This window comes from Bradyrhizobium sp. B039 (assembly GCF_038965675.1).
GTDB classification, from domain to species: Bacteria; Pseudomonadota; Alphaproteobacteria; order Rhizobiales; family Xanthobacteraceae; genus Bradyrhizobium; species Bradyrhizobium diazoefficiens.
The window spans coordinates 4,531,197-4,552,790 of the sequence record NZ_CP152416.1; the positions used below are offsets into that span (position 1 = coordinate 4,531,197).

The 21,594-nt window shown below is 64.8% G+C and carries 11 protein-coding genes; 10 read left to right on the forward strand and 1 reads right to left on the reverse strand.

Annotation, left to right across the window (positions count from 1 at the left end):
* The 6 genes from AAFG50_RS21190 to AAFG50_RS21215 all read left to right on the forward strand — a co-directional run bounded on the left by AAFG50_RS21190 (window position 1) and on the right by AAFG50_RS21215 (window position 10,642).
* Window positions 1-1,206 carry an ABC transporter permease subunit gene (locus AAFG50_RS21190; protein ID WP_028174095.1) on the forward strand — a complete coding sequence of 402 codons (1,206 nt, stop codon included), beginning with the start codon at window positions 1-3 and terminating at the stop codon, window positions 1,204-1,206.
* Window positions 1,203-2,723 (forward strand): amino acid ABC transporter permease, encoded by a 1,521-nt coding sequence (locus tag AAFG50_RS21195; RefSeq protein ID WP_011087220.1) that lies wholly within the window; start codon window positions 1,203-1,205, stop codon window positions 2,721-2,723. Before AAFG50_RS21190 ends, AAFG50_RS21195 begins: the two co-directional genes overlap by 4 nt.
* Before the next feature lie 11 nt (window positions 2,724-2,734).
* Window positions 2,735-3,472 (forward strand): amino acid ABC transporter ATP-binding protein, encoded by a 738-nt coding sequence (locus AAFG50_RS21200; protein WP_028174094.1) that lies wholly within the window; start codon window positions 2,735-2,737, stop codon window positions 3,470-3,472.
* A 101-nt stretch (window positions 3,473-3,573) separates the two neighbouring features.
* Complete coding sequence (locus AAFG50_RS21205; RefSeq protein WP_028174093.1) at window positions 3,574-5,814, forward strand: tetratricopeptide repeat protein; 2,241 nt, start codon at window positions 3,574-3,576, stop codon at window positions 5,812-5,814.
* Between the two features lie 203 nt (window positions 5,815-6,017).
* Complete coding sequence (locus tag AAFG50_RS21210) at window positions 6,018-8,288, forward strand: glycosyltransferase family 41 protein (RefSeq protein ID WP_028174092.1); 2,271 nt, start codon at window positions 6,018-6,020, stop codon at window positions 8,286-8,288.
* A 116-nt stretch (window positions 8,289-8,404) separates the two neighbouring features.
* Window positions 8,405-10,642 (forward strand): tetratricopeptide repeat protein, encoded by a 2,238-nt coding sequence (locus tag AAFG50_RS21215; RefSeq protein WP_028174091.1) that lies wholly within the window; start codon window positions 8,405-8,407, stop codon window positions 10,640-10,642.
* A gap of 19 nt (window positions 10,643-10,661) precedes the next feature.
* On the opposite strand, the gene AAFG50_RS21220 is transcribed toward AAFG50_RS21215, so the two are convergent.
* Window positions 10,662-11,696: a cysteine synthase A gene (locus tag AAFG50_RS21220; RefSeq protein ID WP_028174090.1), complete on the reverse strand. Its 1,035-nt coding sequence runs from the start codon at window positions 11,694-11,696 to the stop codon at window positions 10,662-10,664.
* A 749-nt stretch (window positions 11,697-12,445) separates the two neighbouring features.
* On the opposite strand from AAFG50_RS21220, the gene AAFG50_RS21225 reads away from it, so the two are divergent.
* Genes AAFG50_RS21225 through AAFG50_RS21240 form a run of 4 tightly spaced genes read left to right on the forward strand, consistent with a single transcriptional unit; the run spans window position 12,446 to window position 21,562 of the window.
* On the forward strand, window positions 12,446-13,897 hold the full coding sequence (locus AAFG50_RS21225; RefSeq protein WP_231166477.1) for an efflux transporter outer membrane subunit: 1,452 nt from the start codon (window positions 12,446-12,448) through the stop codon (window positions 13,895-13,897).
* On the forward strand, window positions 13,887-15,269 hold the full coding sequence (locus AAFG50_RS21230) for an efflux RND transporter periplasmic adaptor subunit (RefSeq protein ID WP_028174088.1): 1,383 nt from the start codon (window positions 13,887-13,889) through the stop codon (window positions 15,267-15,269). Before AAFG50_RS21225 ends, AAFG50_RS21230 begins: the two co-directional genes overlap by 11 nt.
* Before the next feature lie 36 nt (window positions 15,270-15,305).
* On the forward strand, window positions 15,306-18,455 hold the full coding sequence (locus tag AAFG50_RS21235) for an efflux RND transporter permease subunit (RefSeq protein ID WP_028174087.1): 3,150 nt from the start codon (window positions 15,306-15,308) through the stop codon (window positions 18,453-18,455).
* Window positions 18,455-21,562: an efflux RND transporter permease subunit gene (locus tag AAFG50_RS21240; RefSeq protein WP_028174086.1), complete on the forward strand. Its 3,108-nt coding sequence runs from the start codon at window positions 18,455-18,457 to the stop codon at window positions 21,560-21,562. Before AAFG50_RS21235 ends, AAFG50_RS21240 begins: the two co-directional genes overlap by 1 nt.
* Window positions 21,563-21,594 lie beyond the last annotated feature (32 nt).

Here is a 21,594-nt window from a genome sequence, read left to right on the forward strand (position 1 = left end):
ATGAGCACCGAGGCTCGAAAACCGCCGGCCCAGATCGCGCTGAAGATCAGGCGCATTCTGGGCGGCAAGGCAGGCTGGAACGGCGTCGCCGTCCAGTTTGCCTTCGCGGCGATCCTGGGCTGGATCGGTTATGAGATCGTCTCCAACGCCCGCGCCAACCTCGAAAACCAGCACATTGCCGCCGGCTTCGGCTTCCTCAGGAACAATGCCGGCTTCGACGTCAACCAGACCCTGATCTCCTACACCGGCTCGGACACGTTCCTGCGCGTGTTCGTGGTCGGGCTTCTGAACACGCTCGTGGTCTCAGTGGTCGGCATCTTTTTCGCCACCGTGATCGGCTTTATCGTCGCGCTGTGCCGGCTGTCGCCCAACTGGCTGCTGTCGCGCATCGGCGAGCTCTATGTCGAGATCATCCGCAACCTGCCGCTGCTGTTCCAGATCCTGTTCTGGTACCTGGCGGTGCTCGCGGCGCTGCCAAATCCGCGGCAGAGCATTTCGCTGCTCGGCATCGCCTTCGTCAGCAATCGGGGCCTCGTCATTCCCCGTCCGATCGGCGAGAGCGGGTTCGAGCCGTTCCTGGCGATGCTGGTCCTCGGCATCGTCGCATCGCTGGCGTTGCGCTTCCATGCGCGGCGCGCGCTGTTCCAGCGCGGGCAGGTGATCCGCATCTGGCCCTATGTGCTGGGCCTGCTGTTCGGGCTGCCGCTGGTCACGATGCTGGTGTTCGGTCTGCCCTTCACCTTCGAGCTGCCGCAGCTCAAGGGCTTCAATTTTGCCGGCGGGTCGCGGATCATCCCGGAGTTCGTGGCGCTGACGGTCGCCTTGTCGACATATACCGCCGCCTTCATCGCCGAGATCGTGCGCGCCGGAATCCTGTCCGTGCACAAAGGACAGATGGAGGCGGGGTCCTCGCTGGGCTTGAGCCGCGGCACCACGCTCCGGCTGATCGTCGTGCCACAGGCGATGCGCGTCATCGTGCCGCCGCTGACCAACCAGTATCTCAACCTCACCAAGAACTCCTCGCTGGCGGTCGCCATCGGCTATCCCGACCTAGTGTCGGTGTTCGCCGGCACCTCGCTGAGCCAGACTGGACAGGCGATCGAGATCATCGCCATGACGATGGGCGTCTATCTCTTGATCTCGCTCGTCACCAGCGCCGTCATGAGCGTCTACGGTTGGCGCGTCAGCCGGAGTCTGGGCGCATGACCGACATCACCTCGTCCAGCTTCGTTCGCCAGGACCTGCTCACCGAGCGTCCCGCGCCGGTGAAGACCACGGGCTTCGTCGGCCTGATGCGTACGCGCCTGTTCAACTCGCCGACCAACATTCTGCTCACGATCGTGGGCGCCCTGCTGCTCTGGTTCACCATCATTCCCTCGGTCAGGTTCCTGATGGTCGATGCGGTCTGGGCCGGCAAGGATCGCACGGCCTGCCTGGCCGAGAATGCCGGATTTGCGGTCGGCGCCTGCTGGCCCTACATCCAGGCCAAGCTGCCGCAACTGATCTACGGCTTCTATCCCGAGGCCGAGCGCTGGCGGGTCAACCTCACGCTCATCCTGGCGGCAGTCCTGCTGGTGCCGCTGCTCGTTCCGCGCCTGCCGTCGAAAGGGCTGAACGCCGGCCTGTTCTTCTTCGCCTTTCCGGTGGTCGCATTCTTCCTGCTGCGCGGCGGCGGCATCACCGGCTTTGGCCTGAGCTGGACGGCCGGCCTCCTGCAATTGTTCGACGACAGCATCATCGGGGCAGGGCAGGCCCTGCTCAATCTCAGCAAGACGTCGGCCATCGCCCCATTGCTGTGGGTCGTTGGCAACCTCGTCGTGCTTGTCGGCACGGCGATCTACTGGCTGATCTTTCCGCTGACCTGGCTGCGCGATCAGCTCCAGGGAACGGGCCAGTCGGTCTGGGTCGATTTCGCCATCACCGCGGTGATCGTCTCCCTGATCGCCTTCCTTCTCGGCGGTGGTGTGCGCGCCGGCTGGCGTGCGCTCGCATCGAGCATTGCCACCTTCGTCGCCATCGCCATCGTGATCAAGCTGATGGGGCTCGATCATGGCGGGCTGCCGGTCGTGGAGACGAGCCTGTGGGGCGGCCTGCTGGTGACGCTGGTGGTGTCCGTCACCGGCATCGTCACCTCGCTACCGATCGGCATCGCGCTGGCGCTGGGCCGCCGCTCCACCATTCCGCTGATCCGGATCTTCTCGATCGCCTTCATCGAGTTCTGGCGCGGCGTGCCGCTGATCACCGTGCTGTTCTTCGCGACCTACATGCTGCCCCTGTTCCTGCCCGGCAATTTCACGGTCGACGGTCTGGTGCGTGCGCTGATCGGCATCGCGCTGTTCACGGGCGCCTATCAAGCCGAGAACGTTCGCGGCGGGCTTGCTGCTATCCCGCGCGGGCAGGGCGAGGCTGCGGCGGCCCTCGGGCTGTCCTGGTGGAAGACGACCTCGCTGATCGTGCTGCCGCAGGCGCTGCGCCACGTCATTCCGAACCTCGTCAACAGCTTCATCTCGCTGTTCAAGGACACCTCGCTGGTCTCGATCGTGGCGCTGTTCGACCTCCTGGGCTCGCTCAGGGCCTCGTTCTCGGATCCGAAATGGTCGACGCCGTCCACGGCGTTCACGGGTTTCGCGTTCGCCGGGATCATCTATTTTCTGTTCTGCTTCGGAATGTCACGCTACTCGCTGTTCGTCGAGCACCGCCTCAACGCCCACCGCCGCAACTGATCGAGGCCACCATGTCCGACCCCATCGTCAAGATTTCCGGCCTGAACAAATGGTACGGCGAATTTCACGTCCTGCGCGACATCGACCTCGAGGTGAAGAAGGGCGAGCGCATCGTGATCTGCGGGCCCTCGGGCTCCGGCAAGTCCACGCTGATCCGCTGCATCAACGCACTGGAGGAATTCCAGGAGGGCGAGATCGTCGTCGACGGCATCGCGCTCGGGCCGAACCTCAAGCATGTCGACGCGGTGCGCCGCGAGGTCGGCATGGTGTTCCAGAGCTTTAACCTGTTCCCGCATCTGACGGTTCTGGACAATTGCACGCTGGCGCCGATCTGGGTCCGCAACATCCCCAAGAGGGATGCCGAGGCAACCGCGATGAAATTCCTGGAGCGGGTCAAGATCCCGCACCAGGCCAACAAGTTTCCGGGCCAGATGTCCGGTGGCCAGCAGCAGCGCGTCGCGATCGCGCGCGCACTGACGATGAACCCGAAGGTGATGCTGTTCGACGAGCCGACCTCGGCGCTCGACCCCGAGATGGTCAAGGAGGTCCTCGACACCATGGTCGACCTCGCCGGGGAGGGCATGACCATGCTGGTCGTGACCCACGAGATGGGATTTGCCCGCGAGGTCGCCAACCGCGTCGTGTTCATGGACGCCGGCCAGATCATCGAGGCCAATACCCCGAACGAGTTCTTTGCCGCCCCCCAGCACGCCCGCACGAAACTGTTCCTGAGCCAGATTCTGCGGTGAGCGCCTGAAAATCCGGCGGCCTCGCTGCTCCAACCGACCCACCAGCTTCGCACCATGCGAATCAGCTTGCCTCTTTTCGGACCATCCTCCGGAGAGAGACCTTGCAGAGCAGTGTCGGCGCGCGCGCATACCAGAATGCGCGATTGGAAAAGAAGCTGAGGAAGCAGGCGGACGCCGTCATGTCCTTCGCGATCGAGGCGCTCGGGCAGGGCAGATTTGACGAAGTCGAGATCCTTTGCCGCGAGATCCTGAAGGAGGTTCCGGATCACTTCCACGCCACGCACCTGCTCGGCCTGCGCGCGTTCGACGGCGGGTGGCTCGAGGACGCGCAATTCCTGCTTGAGCGCGCGGTTGGACTCGATCCGCGTTCGCCCGATGCCCATGGCAATCTCGGGGCCGTGTATTTCGCGCTCGAGAGGTTCAAGGATGCCCGCGCATGCCAGGAGAAGGCCATTGCGCTGAAGCCGAATTGTCCGATCACCCTGACCAATCTCGGCAATACGCTGCTGCACCTCGGCCTCGCCAAGGAGGCGATCGAACTGCACGAGCGCGCCATCAGGCTGAAGCCGAACTATGCCGATGCATTTTGCAACCGCGGGATGGCGGAACTGATGATCGGCCAGTTTGAGCGCGCCGGGGTGGACTTCGATCGCGCCCTGTCGTTTCAGCCGCGTCACGCCGAAGCGATCGCTGGCAAGGCCATGGTGAGCCTCGAGCTCCGGCACTTCGAGGCGGCGGAGGCCGCCTTCGAAGCTTCGCTCGCGCTCAAGCCGGGCTCACCGCGGATTCTGGTGCAGCGCGGACGGCTCCATTTGACCCTGTACCGGCTGGAGCAGGCGGCCGCGGATTTCGATGCAGCGCTGGCGCAATCGCCACGGAACGAGCTCGCGCTGTGCTGGAGGGCGCAGGTCGACATTATGGTGAGGAACACGGCGGGGGCGATGGCGGGCGTCAAGACCCTGCTCGAGGTCAATCCGCAATCCGAGGCGGGCATGTCGCTCCTGGCCTCTTGCCATGCGAACCAGGGAGACATCGCGACGGCGCTTGAATATCTCGATGCGGCGCTGGCGATCGCGCCGGACTTTCCGGAGGCCATCGGATACAAGATTTTCGTGCTGGATTACCTGCCGGAGGCCGATTTCGTGGTCCAGCAGGCGGCACGAAAATATTGGTGGGATCAGATCGGCGCCAAGCTTCCGCAAAGGGCCCTGTCGCCGCGCGATCTCGATCCGGACAGACGAATCGTGATCGGATATGTCGCGTCGGAATTCAGGCAGCATTCGGCGGCGTACACCCTGTTGCCGGTGATGCGCCATCACGATCACGCCAAGTTCAAGATCGTCTGCTATTCCTGCTGGCCGTTGCAGGATGGGATGACCGAGAAGTTCAAGGCTTGCGCAGACGTCTGGGTCGATGCCGCGCAGTTTTCGGACGATGAACTGGCCGATCGTATCCAGGCCGACGGGATCGATATTCTGATCGATGTGTCCGGACATACGACCGGCAGCAGGCTCCATGTTTTCTCGCGGAAGCCGGCCCCCATCCAGGTCACGGGCTTCGGGCACGCAACAGGCACGGGCCTTCAGACGATGGACTACGTGCTCGCGGATCCGATCTTCATTCCGCAGTCGGCGCGCCACCTGCTGGCCGAAAAGGTCTATGACCTGCCGAGCCTGATCACGATCGATCCCATCCTGGACGTGCCACCTTCGGAGCTTCCCATGCTCCGCAACGGCTATGTGACCTTCGGTGTGTTCAACCGCATCTTGAAGATCTCGGACGAGGCCATCCGGGTGTGGTCGAAGGTGATGCGTGAGGTGGCGGGATCGAAGATCATCATCAAGAACGGGCTGCTCGACGATCCGATGCTGCGCGACGGTCTGATCGCGCGGTTCGTGGCACAGGGCATCGCCGAGGAGAACGTCATCTGCATGGGCTCGACCTCGCGCCGCGAGCATTTGCGGGCCTTTGCCAATGTCGACATTTCGCTCGACACCTTCCCGCAAAACGGTGGCATCAGCACCTGGGAATCCCTCTATGCGGGCGTCCCGGTCGTCGCCAAGCTCGGTAATGGCTCCTCGTCGCGCGCCGGCGGCTCCATCGTGGCGGCCGTCGGTCTCGGCGACTGGGTTGCCGATGACGACGAGGGCTATGCTGCGATCGCGTGCAAATTTGCCGCGCAGCCTGCCCATCTGGCGAAGCTGCGCGCGGATCTGCCGGCGCAGATCGCCAATTCACCCGCCGGCAACGTCGAGATCTACACGCGTGAGGTCGAGGCGGGATATCGCCAGTTCTGGCGCGACTATTGTGCCGAGGCCTCGGAAACATGCGACGTTGCGTAGGCACGTCCGCCGCGCCGGACCGCGACGTCCGAGGCCTGAGATGATCGACATCAGCTTTGGATGGTGCATGCCCGAGGCTGGTCCCGAGCCAGATCCCGCGCGGGGCACCGGAAGATCCCGGGGTGTTGCCGGTCCAGCCGATCGGGCGGCCTCGGCCGCGAATCAGTTAGACTCTCGGTAAGGCCATCCTCCGGAGAGTAACCTTGCAGAACAGCGGCGGCGCGCGCGCATTCCAGAACGCGCGATTGCAGAAGAAGTTGATGAAGCAGGCGGATGCCATCATCTCCGCCGCGGCCGCCGCCTATGGCCAAGGCAAATTTGCCGAGACAGAGGCGCTATGCCGTGAGATCCTGAAAGCGCTTCCGGATCATGTCGACGCCTTGCACCTGCTCGGGATGTGTGCGCATGACGGCCGCCGCCTGGAGGAGGCCCGGGAGCTGCTCGAGCGCGTGATTGCGCTCGATCCGCGCCTGCATGACGCCCATAACAACCTGGCGACCGTGCACTTCGACCTCGGTAATTTCGAGGAGGCGCGGCGGTGTCAGGAGAGGGCCATCGCGCTGAAGCCGAATTTCGTGGTCGCGCTGACCAACCTCGGCAATACGCTGATGCATCTGGGGCAGTACGAACAGGCGCTCGAACTGCACGAGCGCGCAATCAAGATCAAGCCGGACTACGCCGATGCGTTCTGCAATCGCGGAATGGTCGAGATAGTGCTTGGACAGATCACGCGCGCCAAGGAAAGTTTCGATCGCGCCTTGCTGTTTCAGCCGCGTCACGCCGAGGCAATCGTCGGCAGCAGCATGGTCTGCATGGAGCTCCGGCACCACGAGGAGGCGGCAGCCAAGCTTGCCACGGCGCTCGCGATCAAGCCCGGCTCGCCGAGGATTCTGGCCCAGCGAGGGCGGCTCAGTTACGAGTTGCAGCGCCTGGAGCCGGCGCTTGCGGATTTCGAGGCCGCGCTTGCCATTTCGCCCAAGCTCGAACTGGCCCTCCGGGGCAAGGCACAGGCCTGCCTCGTGATGGGGAAGACCGCGCAGGCGATGGCGGCCGCAACGGCCTTGATCGAGCAAAATCCGCGCTCCGAGGTCGGCTTGGCGCTGATGGGATTCTCTCATTCAAATCAGGGAGAGATGGACGCCGCGATCGAATATCTCGATCGCGCGCTGGCGATCCGTCCGGACTATGGAGATGCGATCAGGGGCAAGATCTTCTTGCAGGACTACCGCGCCGAGGCCGATTTCGCGCTCCAGCAGGCGGTACGACGAGATTGGTGGGACTTGATCGGCTCCAAGCTGCCGCGGCGGACGCTGCCGAAGCGGCCGCTCGATCCGGACAAGCAGATTGTGGTCGGCTATGTCGCTGCCGAATTCCGGCAACACTCGGCGGGCCTCACCTTGCTACCGGTGCTGCGCCATCATGATCACGCCAACTTCAAAATCATCTGCTATTATTCCTGGCCGGGAGCGGACGAGTACACCGCCATGTTCAAGTCGCTGGCGGACGTCTGGGTCGACGCCTGGGACCTTTCGGACGACGAACTCGTCGATCGCATTCAGGCTGACAATGTCGACATCCTGATCGACGTTTCGGGCCATACGACCGGTAACAGGTTGCAGGTTTTCGCGCGAAAGCCTGCCCCGATCCAGGCCACTGGGTTCGGACACGCGACGGGCACGGGCATGCAGACCATGGACTATGTGCTCGCGGATCCCGTTTTCATTCCGCCGTCGGTCCGGCATCTGTTTCCCGAAAAGATCCACGATCTGCCGTGCCTGATCACGATGGAGCCCGTCTCGGATCTGCAGCCGTCCGAGTTGCCGATGCTCCGCAACGGCTACGTCACCTTCGGCGTGTTCAACCGCATCTACAAGATATCGGATGATGCGATCCGTGTGTGGTCGCGGATCATGCGCGAGGTTCCGGGATCCAAGATCGTCCTCAAGCACGGTCTGCTCGATGATCCCCTGCTGCGCGATAGCCTGATCGCGCGTTTCGTGGCGCAGGGCATTGCCGAGGAGAATATCACGTGCCTCGGCACCACCTCGCGCAACGACCACCTGATGGCCTTTGACAAGATCGATATTTCGCTCGACACGTTCCCACAGAATGGCGGCATCAGCACCTGGGAATCCCTCTACAAGGGCGTTCCCGTCGTCGCCAAGCTCGGCATTGGAGCCTCTTCGCGTGCCGGCGCCTCCATCGTGGCCGCCGTCGGTCTCGGCGACTGGGTCGCCGAGGATGACGATGGCTATGTCGAGATCGCCCGCAAGTTTGCATCGCAGCCCGATTATCTGGCGAAGTTGCGCGCGGGATTGCCGGCTCAGATCGCAGCCTCGCCCGCCGGCAATGTCGAGATCTACACGCGTGAGCTCGAAGCGGGTTACCGCCAGTTCTGGCGAGACTATTGTGCCGCCGCCTCGGAGAGCGGCGACGCTGCGGTAAGCGGGACAGACGCACCTAGCGGTTCCTGAGCCGGATCCTGCAGCGAGCCCCGGAATAGCCCGGAAGGATTTCCGGTCCCGCCGACCGGCCGGCCCGCCGCGCGAATCAGTTAGACTCGCCGCGGGCCATCTTCCGGAGAGACACCTTGCAGAGCAGCGCCGGCGCGCGCGCATTCCAGAATGCGCGATTGCAGAAGAAATTGAAAAAGCAGGCGGACGCCGTCATCTCTGCCGCGGCAAGCGCCTATGGCCAGGGCAGGTATGCGGAGACCGAGGCGCTCTGCCGCCAGATCGTGCAAGCCGTTCCGGATCATTTCGACGCCACGCACCTGCTCGGCCTGTCTGTGCAACAGGGCGGGCGCCTGGAAGAGGCGCAACAGCTGCTCGAGCGCGCGATCGCGATCGATCCGCGTTCGCACGAGGCCCACAACAATCTCGCGGCCGTGTACGTCGTTCTTCAGAAATTCGAGGCCGCTCGCGCCTGTCAGGAGAAGGCGATCGCGCTGAAGCCGAATTTCACGCCGGCCCTGACCGGCCTCGGCAATACCTTGCTCAACATGAACCTGCCCGAGCAGGCGATCGAGATGTACGATCGCGCGATCAGGCTAAAGCCTGACTATGCCGACGCGTTCTGCAACCGTGGCCTGGCCGAGCTTGCGCTGCGCCAGCTTGATCGCGCCAGGCAAAGTTTCGAGCGGGCGCTGCTGTTTCAGCCGCGAAACGTGGAGGCGCTCGTCGGCAAAGGTTTGGTCAATATCGAGCACAAGAACTTCGACGAGGCAAAGGGCGCGCTCAAGGCGGCGCTCGCGATCAGGCCAGGTTCGGCGAAGATCCTGGCGAACCGCGGACGGCTCAATTTTGAGATGTCGAGGTTGGAACAGGCGGCTGCGGATTTTGACGCAGCCCTTGCGATTTCGCCCAAGCTCGAGGTTGCCTTGCAGGGGAAGGCGCAAGTCTCGCTCGCCGTGGGAAATACGGCGCAGGCGATCCTGGCCTGCACCACGTTGCTGGAGGAAAATCCGCGCTCCGCGAGCGCGATGGCGCTGATGAGTGCTTGTTTTGCAAACCAGGGAGAGATCGCACCGGCGATCGAATTGCTGGATGCCGCGCTGGCCATTGTGACGGATGCCAGCCTGATCGGGCGGAAGATCTTTTTCCTGGACTATCTCTCCGACGCCGATTTCGCTGTTCAGCAGGCCGCCCGAACGCAGTGGTGGGACGCAATCGGCGTCAAATTGGCGCAAAGGAAGCTCGCGCCCCGGCAGTTCGATCCCGACAGGAGGATCGTGATCGGCTATGTCGCTGCCGAGTTCTGGTTCCACTCGGCAGGGTTCACGCTGTTGCCAGTGCTCGCTCATCACGATCATAGCAAATTCGAAATCGTCTGCTATTCGTGCTCACCGGTACGAGATGAAGTGACCGCCAAATTCGAGTCGCTGGCGGACGTCTGGGTCGAGGCCGGGCGGCTCTCGGACGATCAATTGGCCGATCGCATCGAGGCCGACAAGGTCGATATCCTGATCGACGTGTCCGGACACACGACCGGCAACAGGCTCCCTGTCTTTGCGCGGAAGCCGGCCCCCATCCAGGTCTCTGGATTCGGACACGCGACCGGCACTGGCCTTCGGACCATGGACTATGTGCTCGCGGATCCGGTCTTCATTCCGCAATCGGCCCGCCATCTGTTGGCCGAGAAGGTCCATGATCTGCCCTGCCTGATCACGATCGATCCGATCCTGGATGTGCCGCCCTCGGAGCTTCCGATGCTCCGCAATGGCTACGTGACCTTCGGCGTGTTCAACCGGATTTACAAGATTTCGGATGAGGCGATCCGCGTTTGGTCGCGCGTCATGCGTGAGGTGACCGGGTCGAAAATCATCATCAAGCATACTATGCTTGACGATCCCTTGGTGCGCGACCGCCTGATCGCGCGGTTCGTGGCGCATGGCGTCGCCGAAGCAAACATCACTTGCCTGGGCTCGAGCCCGCGCGCCGAGCATCTGCGGGCCTTTGCCAATGTCGATATTTCGCTCGACACGTTCCCGCAAAATGGCGGCGTCAGCACCTGGGAATCCCTCTATGCGGGCGTTCCGGTCGTCGCCAAGCTCGGTAAAGGTGCCTCCTCGCGCGCCGGTGCCTCCATCGTGGCGGCCGTCGGTCTTGCCGACTGGGTTGCCGATGACGACGCGGGCTATGCCGCGATCGCGTGCAAATTTGCGGCGCAGCCCGCTCATCTGGCGAAGTTGCGCGCGGATTTGCCGGCTCAGATCGCGGCCTCGCCCGCCGGCAATGTCGAGATCTACACGCGCGAGGTCGAAGCGGGTTATCGCCAGTTCTGGCGCGACTATTGTGCGGTTGCCTCGGAACGCGGCGAGGTGGCGTGAACCAGCCGAACCGCGACGATCAAACGAAGGGCGGCTTGATGTTGCTGCGCTTCTCCAGCCATTCCGGCACCGGAAGGTTCTTGGCGCGCATGAAGTCCGCATTGAACAGTTTTGACTGATAGCGGCTGCCGGAATCGCAGAGCACGGTGACGATGGTCTTGCCGGGGCCGAGCTGCTTGGCGAGGCGTATCGCGCCGGCGATGTTGATGCCGGTCGAGCCGCCGAGGCACAGGCCCTCGTGCTGGAGCAGGTCGTAGATCTCCGTGACGGCGTCAGTGTCGGGAATGAGATAGGCGTCATCGACCTTCGCGCTCTCGACGATCGCGGTCGCCCGGTTGAGGCCGATACCTTCGGTGATCGAACCGCCCGGCGTCGCCTTGGCTTCGCCGGTCCTGAAATACTCGAACATCCCGGCACCGTGCGGGTCGGCGCAGGCGATCCGGACGTTCTTGTTCTTTTCCTTCAGAAGGCGGCTGACGCCGGCGAGCGTGCCGCCGCTGCCGACCGAGCAGACGAACCCGTCGACCTTGCCGCCGGTCTGCTCCCAGATCTCCGGCCCCGTGGACTCGTAATGCGCTTTCGCATTGTCGAGATTGTTCCACTGGTCGGCGAACAGCACGCCGTTAGGCTCGGTCTTGCGCAGCTCGTCGGCGAGCCGGCGGCCGACATGCTGGTAGTTGTTGGGATTGGCGTAAGGAAGCGCCGGCACCTCGATCAGCTCGGCGCCGCACAGCTTGAGAAAGTCCTTCTTCTCCTGGCTCTGCGTCTCCGGGATCACGATCAGCGTGCGATAGCCGCGCGCACTCGCCACGACCGCGAGCCCGATGCCGGTATTGCCGGCGGTCGCTTCCACCACGAGGCCGCCGGGCTTGAGCTCGCCGCGCTTCTCGGCCTCCAGGATCATCCACTTGCCGGCGCGGTCCTTCACCGACTGGCCGGGATTCATGAACTCGGCCTTGCCCAGAATGGTGCAGCCGGTCGCCTCCGAGGCGCGCTTGAGCTTGATCAGCGGGGTGTTGCCAATGGCTTCGACAACGTCGTTTCGAATGGTCATGTCAGGGGGAAATCACTGGCAAGGGGTTGATCAGGTTGGCCAGAACCTAGTGCCTGGGAGGCCAAAGGGGAAGGCTTTTGCGCTGCGGCGAAACGGGTGGAAGTGCCCCTCCGGGCAACCATATTTCGGGGGAAGATGAGCGCGGGCGATCCTGAGCTGCGGCGCCGGATTTCGGTGGAATGATTTGTCCGACAACTGTCAGGGCATGGAAGATAATGGTCGTCGCGATGAACCTTGGCGCCCAATCTCCGCCGGGGCGAGATGGCGGACGACACATCTGCACAACAGCTGCATATTCCTTCTCGATCACTGCCGGCTTCGTGACGATGGCCCGCCGTGGTTTGAGGTGGAGCCAAAGCCGCATAAAGCTTGTTGCCGACCAATGCTCCGCCGGATCAAACGGATCCGTGTGGGTGTGGCGCCAATATCACATGAAATCTTGGTAAGCTTGAATCCGCTTCGCGATGGCGGAAAAATACGAGAAGTCTTTGCAAGACAGCCATATCTTGCACTTTCATGGCGCGGATATCCGCGCATCCGGGTCGCCATCTCGCACCTGCGGGACTGTCCCGCTGTTCCGCGCCCGGCTAGTATGAAGCTCAAAGTTCCGCTGAAAGCATCACCGTTGTGATCGAGCTACACAAAGCCCCCCGACTGTCCGGCCGCGAATCGGTTAATCCGGCTGCGCGGTGGCGGCTCGGTCTGCCCGGCGGGGGGTGGAAGTGACACAGCATGTTCTGGCGACCGTCATGCGGCGGTCTCTAGGTTCTGCGTCCCGGACGCGTCGTGCGGCGCGCTGGCTTGCGGTGCTGTGCCTCGCCGCCGGTTCAGGCGGTTGCGTGTTGACGCAGGATCTTCCGGATCCCGCGCTCGATGTTCCCACGCAGTACAAATACGCCGGGAAGGGGGATACGCCGCCGTCGCTGGATTGGTGGCGCGGCTTCCGTTCCGCCGAGCTGACGCAGCTGATAGAGGAGGCGCAGACCGTCAACCTCGACATCGCCGCCGCCGTCTCGCGCATCGTCCAGGCGGACGCCCAGGCGCGGCAGGCGGGCGCTGCGCTGCTGCCGAGCGTGTCGACCGGCGGATCGGAAACCTATTCACGCACCTCGGGCTCGTCGTCCTCGGGTCTCACCAACGGCGGCCGCGAGGTCGTCAATTATTCGGCTTCGCTCAGCGCGAGCTACCAACTCGATTTCTGGGGCCAGAATCGCGACGCACTCCAGACCGCGGAGGAGACAGCGAACGCCAACCGCTTCGATCGTGACGTCGTCGCGCTCACGACACTGGCGAGTGTCGCCAACGCGTATTTCCAGGTGCTGACCTCGCAGGATCGCCTCAGGACCTCCCAGCGCAACATCGCGAGCGCGCAACGCATCCTCGATGCCGTCAAGGAGCGTCGCAAGGCCGGCACCGGCACCGATCTCGACGTTGCCCAGCAGGAGAGCGTGGTCGCCAACCAGAAGGCGCTGGTGCCGCCGCTGCGCCAGACGCTCGACCAGAACGTCAACGCGCTCGCCGTGCTGGTCTCGCGCCCGCCCGAGAGCGTGCGCGTGCTCGGCGGCTCCCTGGACCGGATCGCGATCCCGCGCGTGACGCCCGGCCTGCCGTCGGAGCTGCTGACGCAGCGGCCGGACATCCGCCGGCAGGAGGCGCAGCTCGCCTCGGCGACCGCGAACATCGGCAATGCCCGCGCGCAGTTCTTTCCGACCATCCAGCTCACCGGCAATGGCGGCTATCAGAGCTCGGCGCTGGTGTCGCTGTTCCAGCCGCATGCGGCCTTCTTCCAGCTGGTCGGCAGTGCCACCCAGCCGATCTTCGACGGCGGCAAGATCCTCGGCAATTTCGAATTTGCCAAGGCGCGGCAGGACGAACTGCTCCAGACCTACCGCAAGACCATCGTCCAGGCCTTCGCCGACGTCGACAATGCGCTGTTCTCGATCAAGCAGACTACGATCAAGCTGCAATTGCAGCGCGATGTCGTCACCGCCTCGCGGCGCGCGTTCGATCTGTCGGAGCAGCAATTGCGCGCCGGCACCGCCGATATCGTGACCGTGCTCAACACCCAGCTGACCCTGTTCCAGGCGGAAGACGCGCTGTCGCAGGCCCAACTCGCACGGCTTCTCGCCATCGTCAGCCTGTATCAGGCGCTCGGCGGCGGCTGGGAACCGAGGATGGAGAAACCGGTCAATGCTCTTTAAGCCGGATAAGAAGGTTGACGCGAAGGCGGGGACGGTGAGGAAATCGTCGCGCGGCGGCTTCATCCTGACTCTGGTCACGCTCGCGATCCTCGGCGGCCTCGGCTATCTCGGCTGGACCGTGTGGCATCAGCAGCCGCAGCAGGCGAACGGCCGCAACCAGCGCCCCGATCTGCCGGTGCCGGTGCTGGCGGCAACGCCCCGCATCCAGGACGTCCCGGTCTATCTCGACGGCGTCGGCGCGATCCGCGCGCTCAACACCGTGACCGTGCGCTCGCAGGTCGACGGCAAGCTGATCGCGGTCAATTTCACCGAAGGCCAGGACGTCAAGAAGGGCGACGTGGTCGGCGAGATCGATCCAGCGCTCTATCAGGCGACGTACGATCAGGCGGTCGCCAAGAAGGCGCAGGACCAGGCCCAGCTCGCCAACCAGCGCATTGACCTCACCCGCTACGAGCAGCTCGCCGCCTCCAACGCCGGCTCCAAGCAGCAGGCCGATACGCAGCGCGCGCTGGTCGCCCAGACCGAGGCGCTGGTGAAGGCCGACCAGGCCGCGATCGACAATGCGGCGGCGACGCTGAGCTATACCAAGATCGTTGCGCCGATCTCGGGGCGCGCCGGCCTGCGCCAGGTCGACCAGGGCAACATCATCCACGCCGCCGACACCACCGGCCTCGTCGTCATCACGCAATTGCAGCCGATCGCGGTGTGGTTCAGCCTGCCGCAGCAGCAGATCATGCGAGTCAATGCGGCCGCCGCCAAGGGCGCGCTCGCGGTCGACGTGTTCGGCAACGACGGCGTCACCGTGATCGACACCGGCAAGCTGACCGGCATCGACAACCAGGTCGACCAGACCACCGGCACGCTCAGGCTCAAGGCTGAGTTCCCCAACGCCAATTACCAGCTCTGGCCGGGCCAGTTCGTCAATGTCCGCCTCAAGGTCGAGACCTTGATGCAGGCGCTGGTCGTCCCGACGTCGGCGGTCCAGCGCGGTCCGATCGGCACCTTCAGCTATGTCATCGGCGAAGACAACGTCGTCTCGGCCAAGCCCGTGACGGTGACCCAGCAGAACGAGCATGACGCCGTCATCGCTAGCGGCCTGTCGGCGAACGACCGCGTCGTGACGACAGGCTTTGCCAATCTGTCCGATGGCTCAAAGGTCGTCGTCGGACGCGACGACCAGACGCCGTCGGCCGACCTCGCGCCGCGCAAGCGCTCGCGCGGGCCGGACGCTCAGAAAAAGGATGGCGCCAAGGACGGCCAAAAGGACGGCGAGCCCCGCGCCAAGCGGAGCAGCAGCGAAGGCGACCAGAAGGGACAGACCGGGCCGGCACCGGGACCCGGGGCAACGGGAAGTGGAGCCAAGCAGCCATGATCCCGACAACAGCCGCCTGAGCGGCAGGCGCATCCCATGGGTGTCTCCGAACCCTTCATCCGCCGTCCCATCGCGACCTCGCTGCTCGGCATCGCGCTCCTGATCGGCGGGCTGCTGGGCTATTTCTCGCTCCCGGTCTCGGCGCTGCCGCAGGTCGACTTCCCGACCGTGCAGGTGACGACGCAGCTGCCGGGCGCCAGCCCCGACGTGATCGCCTCGCTGATCACCGCGCCGCTGGAGCGGCAGCTCGGCCAGATCCCGTCGCTGTCGGCGATGAACTCGACGAGCTCGTTCGGCGTCAGCCAGATCTCGCTCCAGTTCGACCTCAACCGCGACATCGACGGCGCGACCCAGGACGTCCAGGCCGCGATCAACGCCGCAGCCGGCGTGCTGCCCAAGACGCTGCCATATCCGCCGACCTACGCCAAGGTGAACCCGGCGGATGCGCCTGTCATGACGCTGGCGCTGCGTTCGGACACGATCTCGCTGCGGGCGATGAGCGACATCGCCGATACGCTTCTGGCGCAACGGCTGAGCCAGATCTCCGGCGTCGGGCGCGTCTCCGTGCTCGGCGGGCTGAAGCCGGCCGTGCGCATCCAGGCGGATCTGGCGCGGCTGGCGGCCTATGGCATCGCTATGGAGGATCTGCGCACCGCGATCGCCAATGCCAACGTCTCGGGTCCGAAGGGCTCGCTCGACGGCGCGCAGCAATCCTACATCATCGCCGCCAACGACCAGATCGCCGCCGCCGAGGCCTACAAGCCTGTCATCATCGCCTATCGCAACGGCTCGCCGGTCACGATCGCCGACGTCGCGCAGATCGTCGATGGCCTGGAGAACGACCGCACTGGCGGCTGGTACCAGGGCACGCCGGCCGTCATCATCGACATCCAGCGCCAACCCGGCGCCAACGTCATCGACGTCGTCAGCCAGATCCGCGCCGAAATCCCGAAGGTCCAGCGCGCGATCCCGGCCGGCGTGAACCTCACCATCGTCTCCGACCGCACCGTCACCATCCGCGCCTCGGTGCGCGACGTGCAGTTCACGCTGATCCTCAGCGTCGTGCTGGTGACGCTGGTGGTGCTGCTGTTCCTGCGCTCGCTCAGGGCCACGCTGATCGCGGGCGTGGCGTTGCCGCTGTCGCTGATCACGAGCTTCGGCATCATGTATTTTGCCGGCTTCAGCCTCGACAATCTGTCGCTGATGGCGCTTACGATCGGCACCGGCTTCGTGGTCGACGACGCCATCGTGATGATCGAGAACATCGTCCGCCACATGGAGAATGGCGACGGGCCGATGGAGGCTTCGCTGAAAGGCGCGAGCGAAATCGGCTTCACGGTGATCTCGCTGACGGTGTCGCTGATCGCGGTGTTCATCCCGCTTCTGTTCATGTCGGGCCTCGTCGGGCGCATGTTCCGCGAATTCGCGCTGACGCTGACGATCGCGGTCGTGACCTCGGCCGTGGTCTCGCTGACGCTGACGCCGATGATGTGCTCGCGGCTGCTGAGGCACGCCCATGAGGAAGTGGCGGTGCCGGGCCTCGCTGCGATCAGCCGCTTCATCGACCGCACCGTCGAGTTCTATCACCGCACGCTGCTCTGGGTTCTGGAGCGCCAGCGCGCCACGCTGGTCGTGACCTTCGCCACGCTGATCGCAACCCTCGTCCTCTACGTCGTGGCGCCAAAGGGCTTCCTGCCGCTTCAGGACACCGCCTCGATCACGGCGGTGACGGAGGCCGGACCCGACGTCTCGTTCGCGGAGATGCAGAAGCGGCAGGCCGAGGCCGCCGACGCCATCAAGGCAGACCCCGACGTGGTCGGCGTCGTCTCGGTGATCGGCGCCGGCTCGGTCAATCCGACCACCAATGTCGGCCGTCTCGTCATGACCTTGAAACCGCGCGGCGAGCGGCGTGACGACGTCAGCGTGGTCGTGACCCGGCTGAAGCAGAGGGTGTCGGGCATCCCCGGCATGACCGTCTATTTCCAGCCGGTGCAGGACGTGCAGATCTCGACCCAGTCGAGCCGCTCGCAATACCAGTACACGCTGACCGGCACCGATGCGGCGCTGGTGTCTGAATGGGCGCGCAAGCTGGTTGCGGAGATGCGGCGCGATCCCTTGTTCCGCGACGTTTCCTCGGAGGCGCAGGAGGGCGGCCTGCGGGCGCAGCTCGATGTGGATCGAACGCGGGCGGGCCAGCTCGGCGTGAGCCTGCAAGGCATCACCGACACGCTGAACGACGCCTTCGCGCAGCGGCAGATATCGACCATCTACGGCCAGGCCAACCAGTACCGCGTCGTGCTGGAGGCGTTGCCGATGTACCAGCGCGATCCCTCGATCCTGTCAAAGCTCTATTTGCCGGGCGCCGCGAGCGCCATCGTCGGCGCGCCCAACGCCCAGGTGCCGCTGTCGGCGGTGGCGACGCTGAAGCGCACCACGGCGCCGCTGGCGATCTCGCACCAGGCGCAATTCCCGGCGATCTCGCTCAGCTTCAACCTCGCGCCGGGCGCAGCCCTCGGCGATGCCGTCGAAGCGGTGAAGACGATCGAGACCCGCATCGAAATGCCCAACAGCATCGTCGGGGTCTATGCCGGCGATGCCGCCGAATTCGCCAAGGCGCTCGCCGGCCAGCCCTGGCTGCTGCTCGCCGCCGTCATCACGATCTACATCGTGCTCGGCGTGCTCTATGAGAGCTACATCCATCCGATCACCATCCTGTCGACGCTACCCTCGGCCGGCGTCGGCGCGATCCTGGCGCTGGTCCTGTGCGGACAGGATCTCTCGGTGATCGGCCTGATCGGCATCATCCTGCTGATGGGCATCGTCAAGAAGAACGCGATCATGATGATCGACTTCGCGCTCGAGGCCGAGCGCGGGCAGGGGATGTCGCCGAACGAGGCGATCGTGCAGGCGTGTCTCCTGCGCTTCCGCCCGATCATGATGACGACGCTGGCCGCGCTGTTCGGCGCGCTGCCGCTGGCGATCGAGAGCGGCACCGGCGCCGAGCTGCGCTTTCCGCTCGGCATCTCCATCATCGGCGGCCTGCTGCTGAGCCAGCTCCTGACGCTGTACACCACGCCCGTGATCTACCTGGCGCTCGACCGCATTAACCGCCGCCTCGAGCAGGCGCTGCCGCCTGCCGAATCCGGCGGCCCGCCGGTCGCGGGCGCAACCGAGGGGATGCAGTGATGGCATCGATCTCGGAGCCCTTCATCCGCCGCCCGGTCGCGACCACGCTGCTGTCGATCGGGTTGTTCCTGCTGGGTGTCGTCGCCTACGAGTTCCTGCCCGTCGCCTCGGTCCCGAACGTCGACTTCCCCGCCATCTTCGTCTCGGCCAGCCGGCCCGGCGCCGACCCTTCCGTGATGGCGGCGACTGTGGCCTCGCCGCTGGAGCGGCGGTTAGGCGAGATATCGGGCATCAACCAGATCACCTCGACGTCGTCGCTCGGCGTCACCAACATCCAGCTCCAGTTCGACATCGGCCGCAACATCGACAAGGCCGCGCGCGACGTGCAGGCCGCGATCAACGCCTCGTTGGTGGACCTGCCGAGCGATCTGCCGACCCTGCCGCGCTTCCGGAAAGCGAACACGGCCGGCGCGCCCGTCTTCGTGCTGGCGCTGACCTCGAAGACACTGTCTGCGAGCGCGATCTACGACGTCGCCGATACGGTGCTGGCGCAGCGCATCTCGCAGGTGCCGGGGGTCGGCGACGTGACGGTCAGCGGCGCCGACCAGCCGGCCGTGCGGGTGCAGCTGAACCCCGTCGCGCTGTCGAACGCCGGCATCGCCACCGACGACGTGCGGACCGCAATCGTCAACGCCAATCCGCTTGGTCCCGTCGGCATCTTCAACGGCGAGCGCCAGAGCGAGACGCTGTCGCTGAACAAGCAGATGCGCACCGCGAAAGAGTTCCGCGACATCGTCATCAAGAGCTCCAACGGCAATTTCGTCCGGCTTTCCGACGTCGCCGAAATCGAGGACTCCGTCCGCAACGCCCGCTCGATCGCCTGGTTCAACAAGCAGCCGGCGGTGCTGATCCAGATCACCAAGCAGGGCGATGCCAACGTCATCGACACCGTCGACCGCGTGAAGGCGCTGATCCCCGAGCTGAAGCAATGGATTCCGGCCGGCGTGGACATTTCCACTCTGGTCGACCGCACCAGCACGATCCGCGCCAGCGTCCTGGACATGCAGTGGACGCTGCTGGCAACCGCCATCCTCGTGATGCTCGTCGTGTTCGTGTTCCTGCGGCGCGTGACGCCGACGATCGCGGCCGGAATCTCGGTGCCGCTGGCGCTGGCCGGCACCTGCGCCGGGATGTGGGTCGCGGGCTTCTCGATCGACAATCTGTCGCTGATGGCGCTCGCGATCTCCGTCGGCTTCGTGGTCGACGACGCCATCGTCATGATCGAGAACATGTTCCGCAATCTCGAGCACGGCATGCGGCCGTTCCAGGCGGCGCTGGAGGGGGCCAAGCAGATCGGCTTCACCGTGGTGTCGATCAGCCTGTCGCTGATCGCCGCCTTCACCCCACTGATCTTCATGGACGGCATCGTCGGCCGCCTGCTGCGCGAATTCTCGCTGACGCTCACCTTCGCGATCCTGGTCTCGACGCTGGTGTCGCTGACCGTGACGCCGATGATCTGCGCCCATTACATCCGGCAGACCACCTCCGGCACGGCGACGCTGTTCGATCGCCTGATCGAGGGCTCGCTGTCGCGCATCGTCGCCTTCTACACCCGCACCCTGCGCACCGTGCTGGAATTCCCGCTGCTGACGCTGCTGGTGTTCTTCGCCACCATCGGTCTCACGGTGACGCTCTACATCAAGGTCCCCAAGGGTTATTTCCCGACCGACGATTCCGGCTTCGTCATCGGCGCGACGCGGGCCTCGGCCGACATCTCGTTCCAGTCGATGCTCAGCCTCCAGCAGCGGCTCGCCGACATCGTGATGCAGGATCCGGCCGTGGCCGGCATCGGCTCGACCGTCGGCAGCGGAGGCGGGGGCCCGGGGGCGGCGACCTCGAACCGCGGCACCATGTTCATCAGCCTGAAGCCGCCGGAGGAGCGCGACCACGTCTCGACACAGGTCGTGATCGACCGTCTCAGGCGCGCGCTGTTCCCGGTGCCCGGCATCCGCCTGTTCATGTTCGCCGCCCAGGACGTGCGCGCCGGCGGACGGCAGAGCGATTCCGACTACCAGTACACGCTCTCCTCGACCGATCTCGACCTGTTGCAGAAATGGGCGCCGATCGTCGCCAAGCGCATGGAGAGCGTCGAAGGCATCACCGACATTTCCAGCGATCGCGATCCCGGCGGGCTTCAACTGACGCTCAGCATCGACCGCCAGAAGGCCTCGGCGCTCGGCGTCAAGGTTCAGGACATCGACAACGCGCTGAACAACGCGTTCTCGCAGCGGCAGATCTCGATCATCTACACCCAGCGTAACCAGTACATGACCGTGCTGGAGATCGACCCGAAATTCCAGGTCGATCCTTCCAACCTCGATCGCATCTATGTCGCCGGCGCCGGCGACGTGCAGGTGCCGCTGTCGGCCGTGGTGCGCGCGACGCGCGGCCTTGCCGCGCTCGCGGTCTATCATTCGCAGTCGTTCCCTTCGACCACGGTGTCGTTCAACCTGCTGCCGGACGTGCCGCTCCAGGCTGCGACGCAGAACATCCAGCGGGCGGTCGAGGAGCTGCATATGCCGGAAGGTATCCGCGGCAGTTTTGACGGCAATGCCGGCGATTTTGCCAGGACCAGCGGCCGCCAGCCGCTGCTGATCCTCGGCGCGCTGGTGGCGATGTATATCGTGTTAGGGGTGCTCTATGAGAGCCTCGCCCATCCGCTCACGATCATCTCGACGCTGCCCTCGGCCGGCCTCGGCGCGCTGCTGGCCCTGCAGATCACCAACACGCCGCTGACGGTGATCGCCTTCGTCGGCATCATCCTCCTGATCGGCATCGTCAAGAAGAACGGCATCATGATGGTGGACTTCGCGCTCGACGCCGAGCGCCAGCGCGGCCTGTCCTCGGCGGAGGCGATCTTCGAGGCCTGCCAGGCCCGGTTTCGCCCCATCCTGATGACGACGATGGCGGCGCTGTTCGCCGGCATTCCGCTGGTCGTTGCGACCGGGCCCGGCACCGAGCTCCGCCGTCCGCTCGGCATCACCATCATCGGCGGCCTGTTCGTCTCGCAGATCCTGACGCTCTACACCACGCCCGTTATCTACCTGCTGATCGACCGCCTGCGGCGGCGAACAGGGCCGCGTCCGCTGCCCGCACCGGCGGAATAGGTTGTTGAACCGCGGTGCAAAGCGTATAGCGG

Excerpts from the sequence above, each read along its gene's own strand:
- AAFG50_RS21190 (WP_028174095.1), top strand. The coding sequence starts at position 1 with ATGAGCACCGAGGCTCGAAAACCGCCGGCCCAGATCGCGCTGAAGATC.
- AAFG50_RS21195 (WP_011087220.1), top strand. The coding sequence starts at position 1,203 with ATGACCGACATCACCTCGTCCAGCTTCGTTCGCCAGGACCTGCTCACC.
- AAFG50_RS21200 (WP_028174094.1), top strand. The coding sequence starts at position 2,735 with ATGTCCGACCCCATCGTCAAGATTTCCGGCCTGAACAAATGGTACGGC.
- AAFG50_RS21220 (WP_028174090.1), bottom strand. The coding sequence starts at position 11,696 with ATGACCATTCGAAACGACGTTGTCGAAGCCATTGGCAACACCCCGCTG.
- AAFG50_RS21225 (WP_231166477.1), top strand. The coding sequence starts at position 12,446 with ATGCGGCGGTCTCTAGGTTCTGCGTCCCGGACGCGTCGTGCGGCGCGC.
- AAFG50_RS21230 (WP_028174088.1), top strand. The coding sequence starts at position 13,887 with ATGCTCTTTAAGCCGGATAAGAAGGTTGACGCGAAGGCGGGGACGGTG.
- AAFG50_RS21235 (WP_028174087.1), top strand. The coding sequence starts at position 15,306 with ATGGGTGTCTCCGAACCCTTCATCCGCCGTCCCATCGCGACCTCGCTG.
- AAFG50_RS21240 (WP_028174086.1), top strand. The coding sequence starts at position 18,455 with ATGGCATCGATCTCGGAGCCCTTCATCCGCCGCCCGGTCGCGACCACG.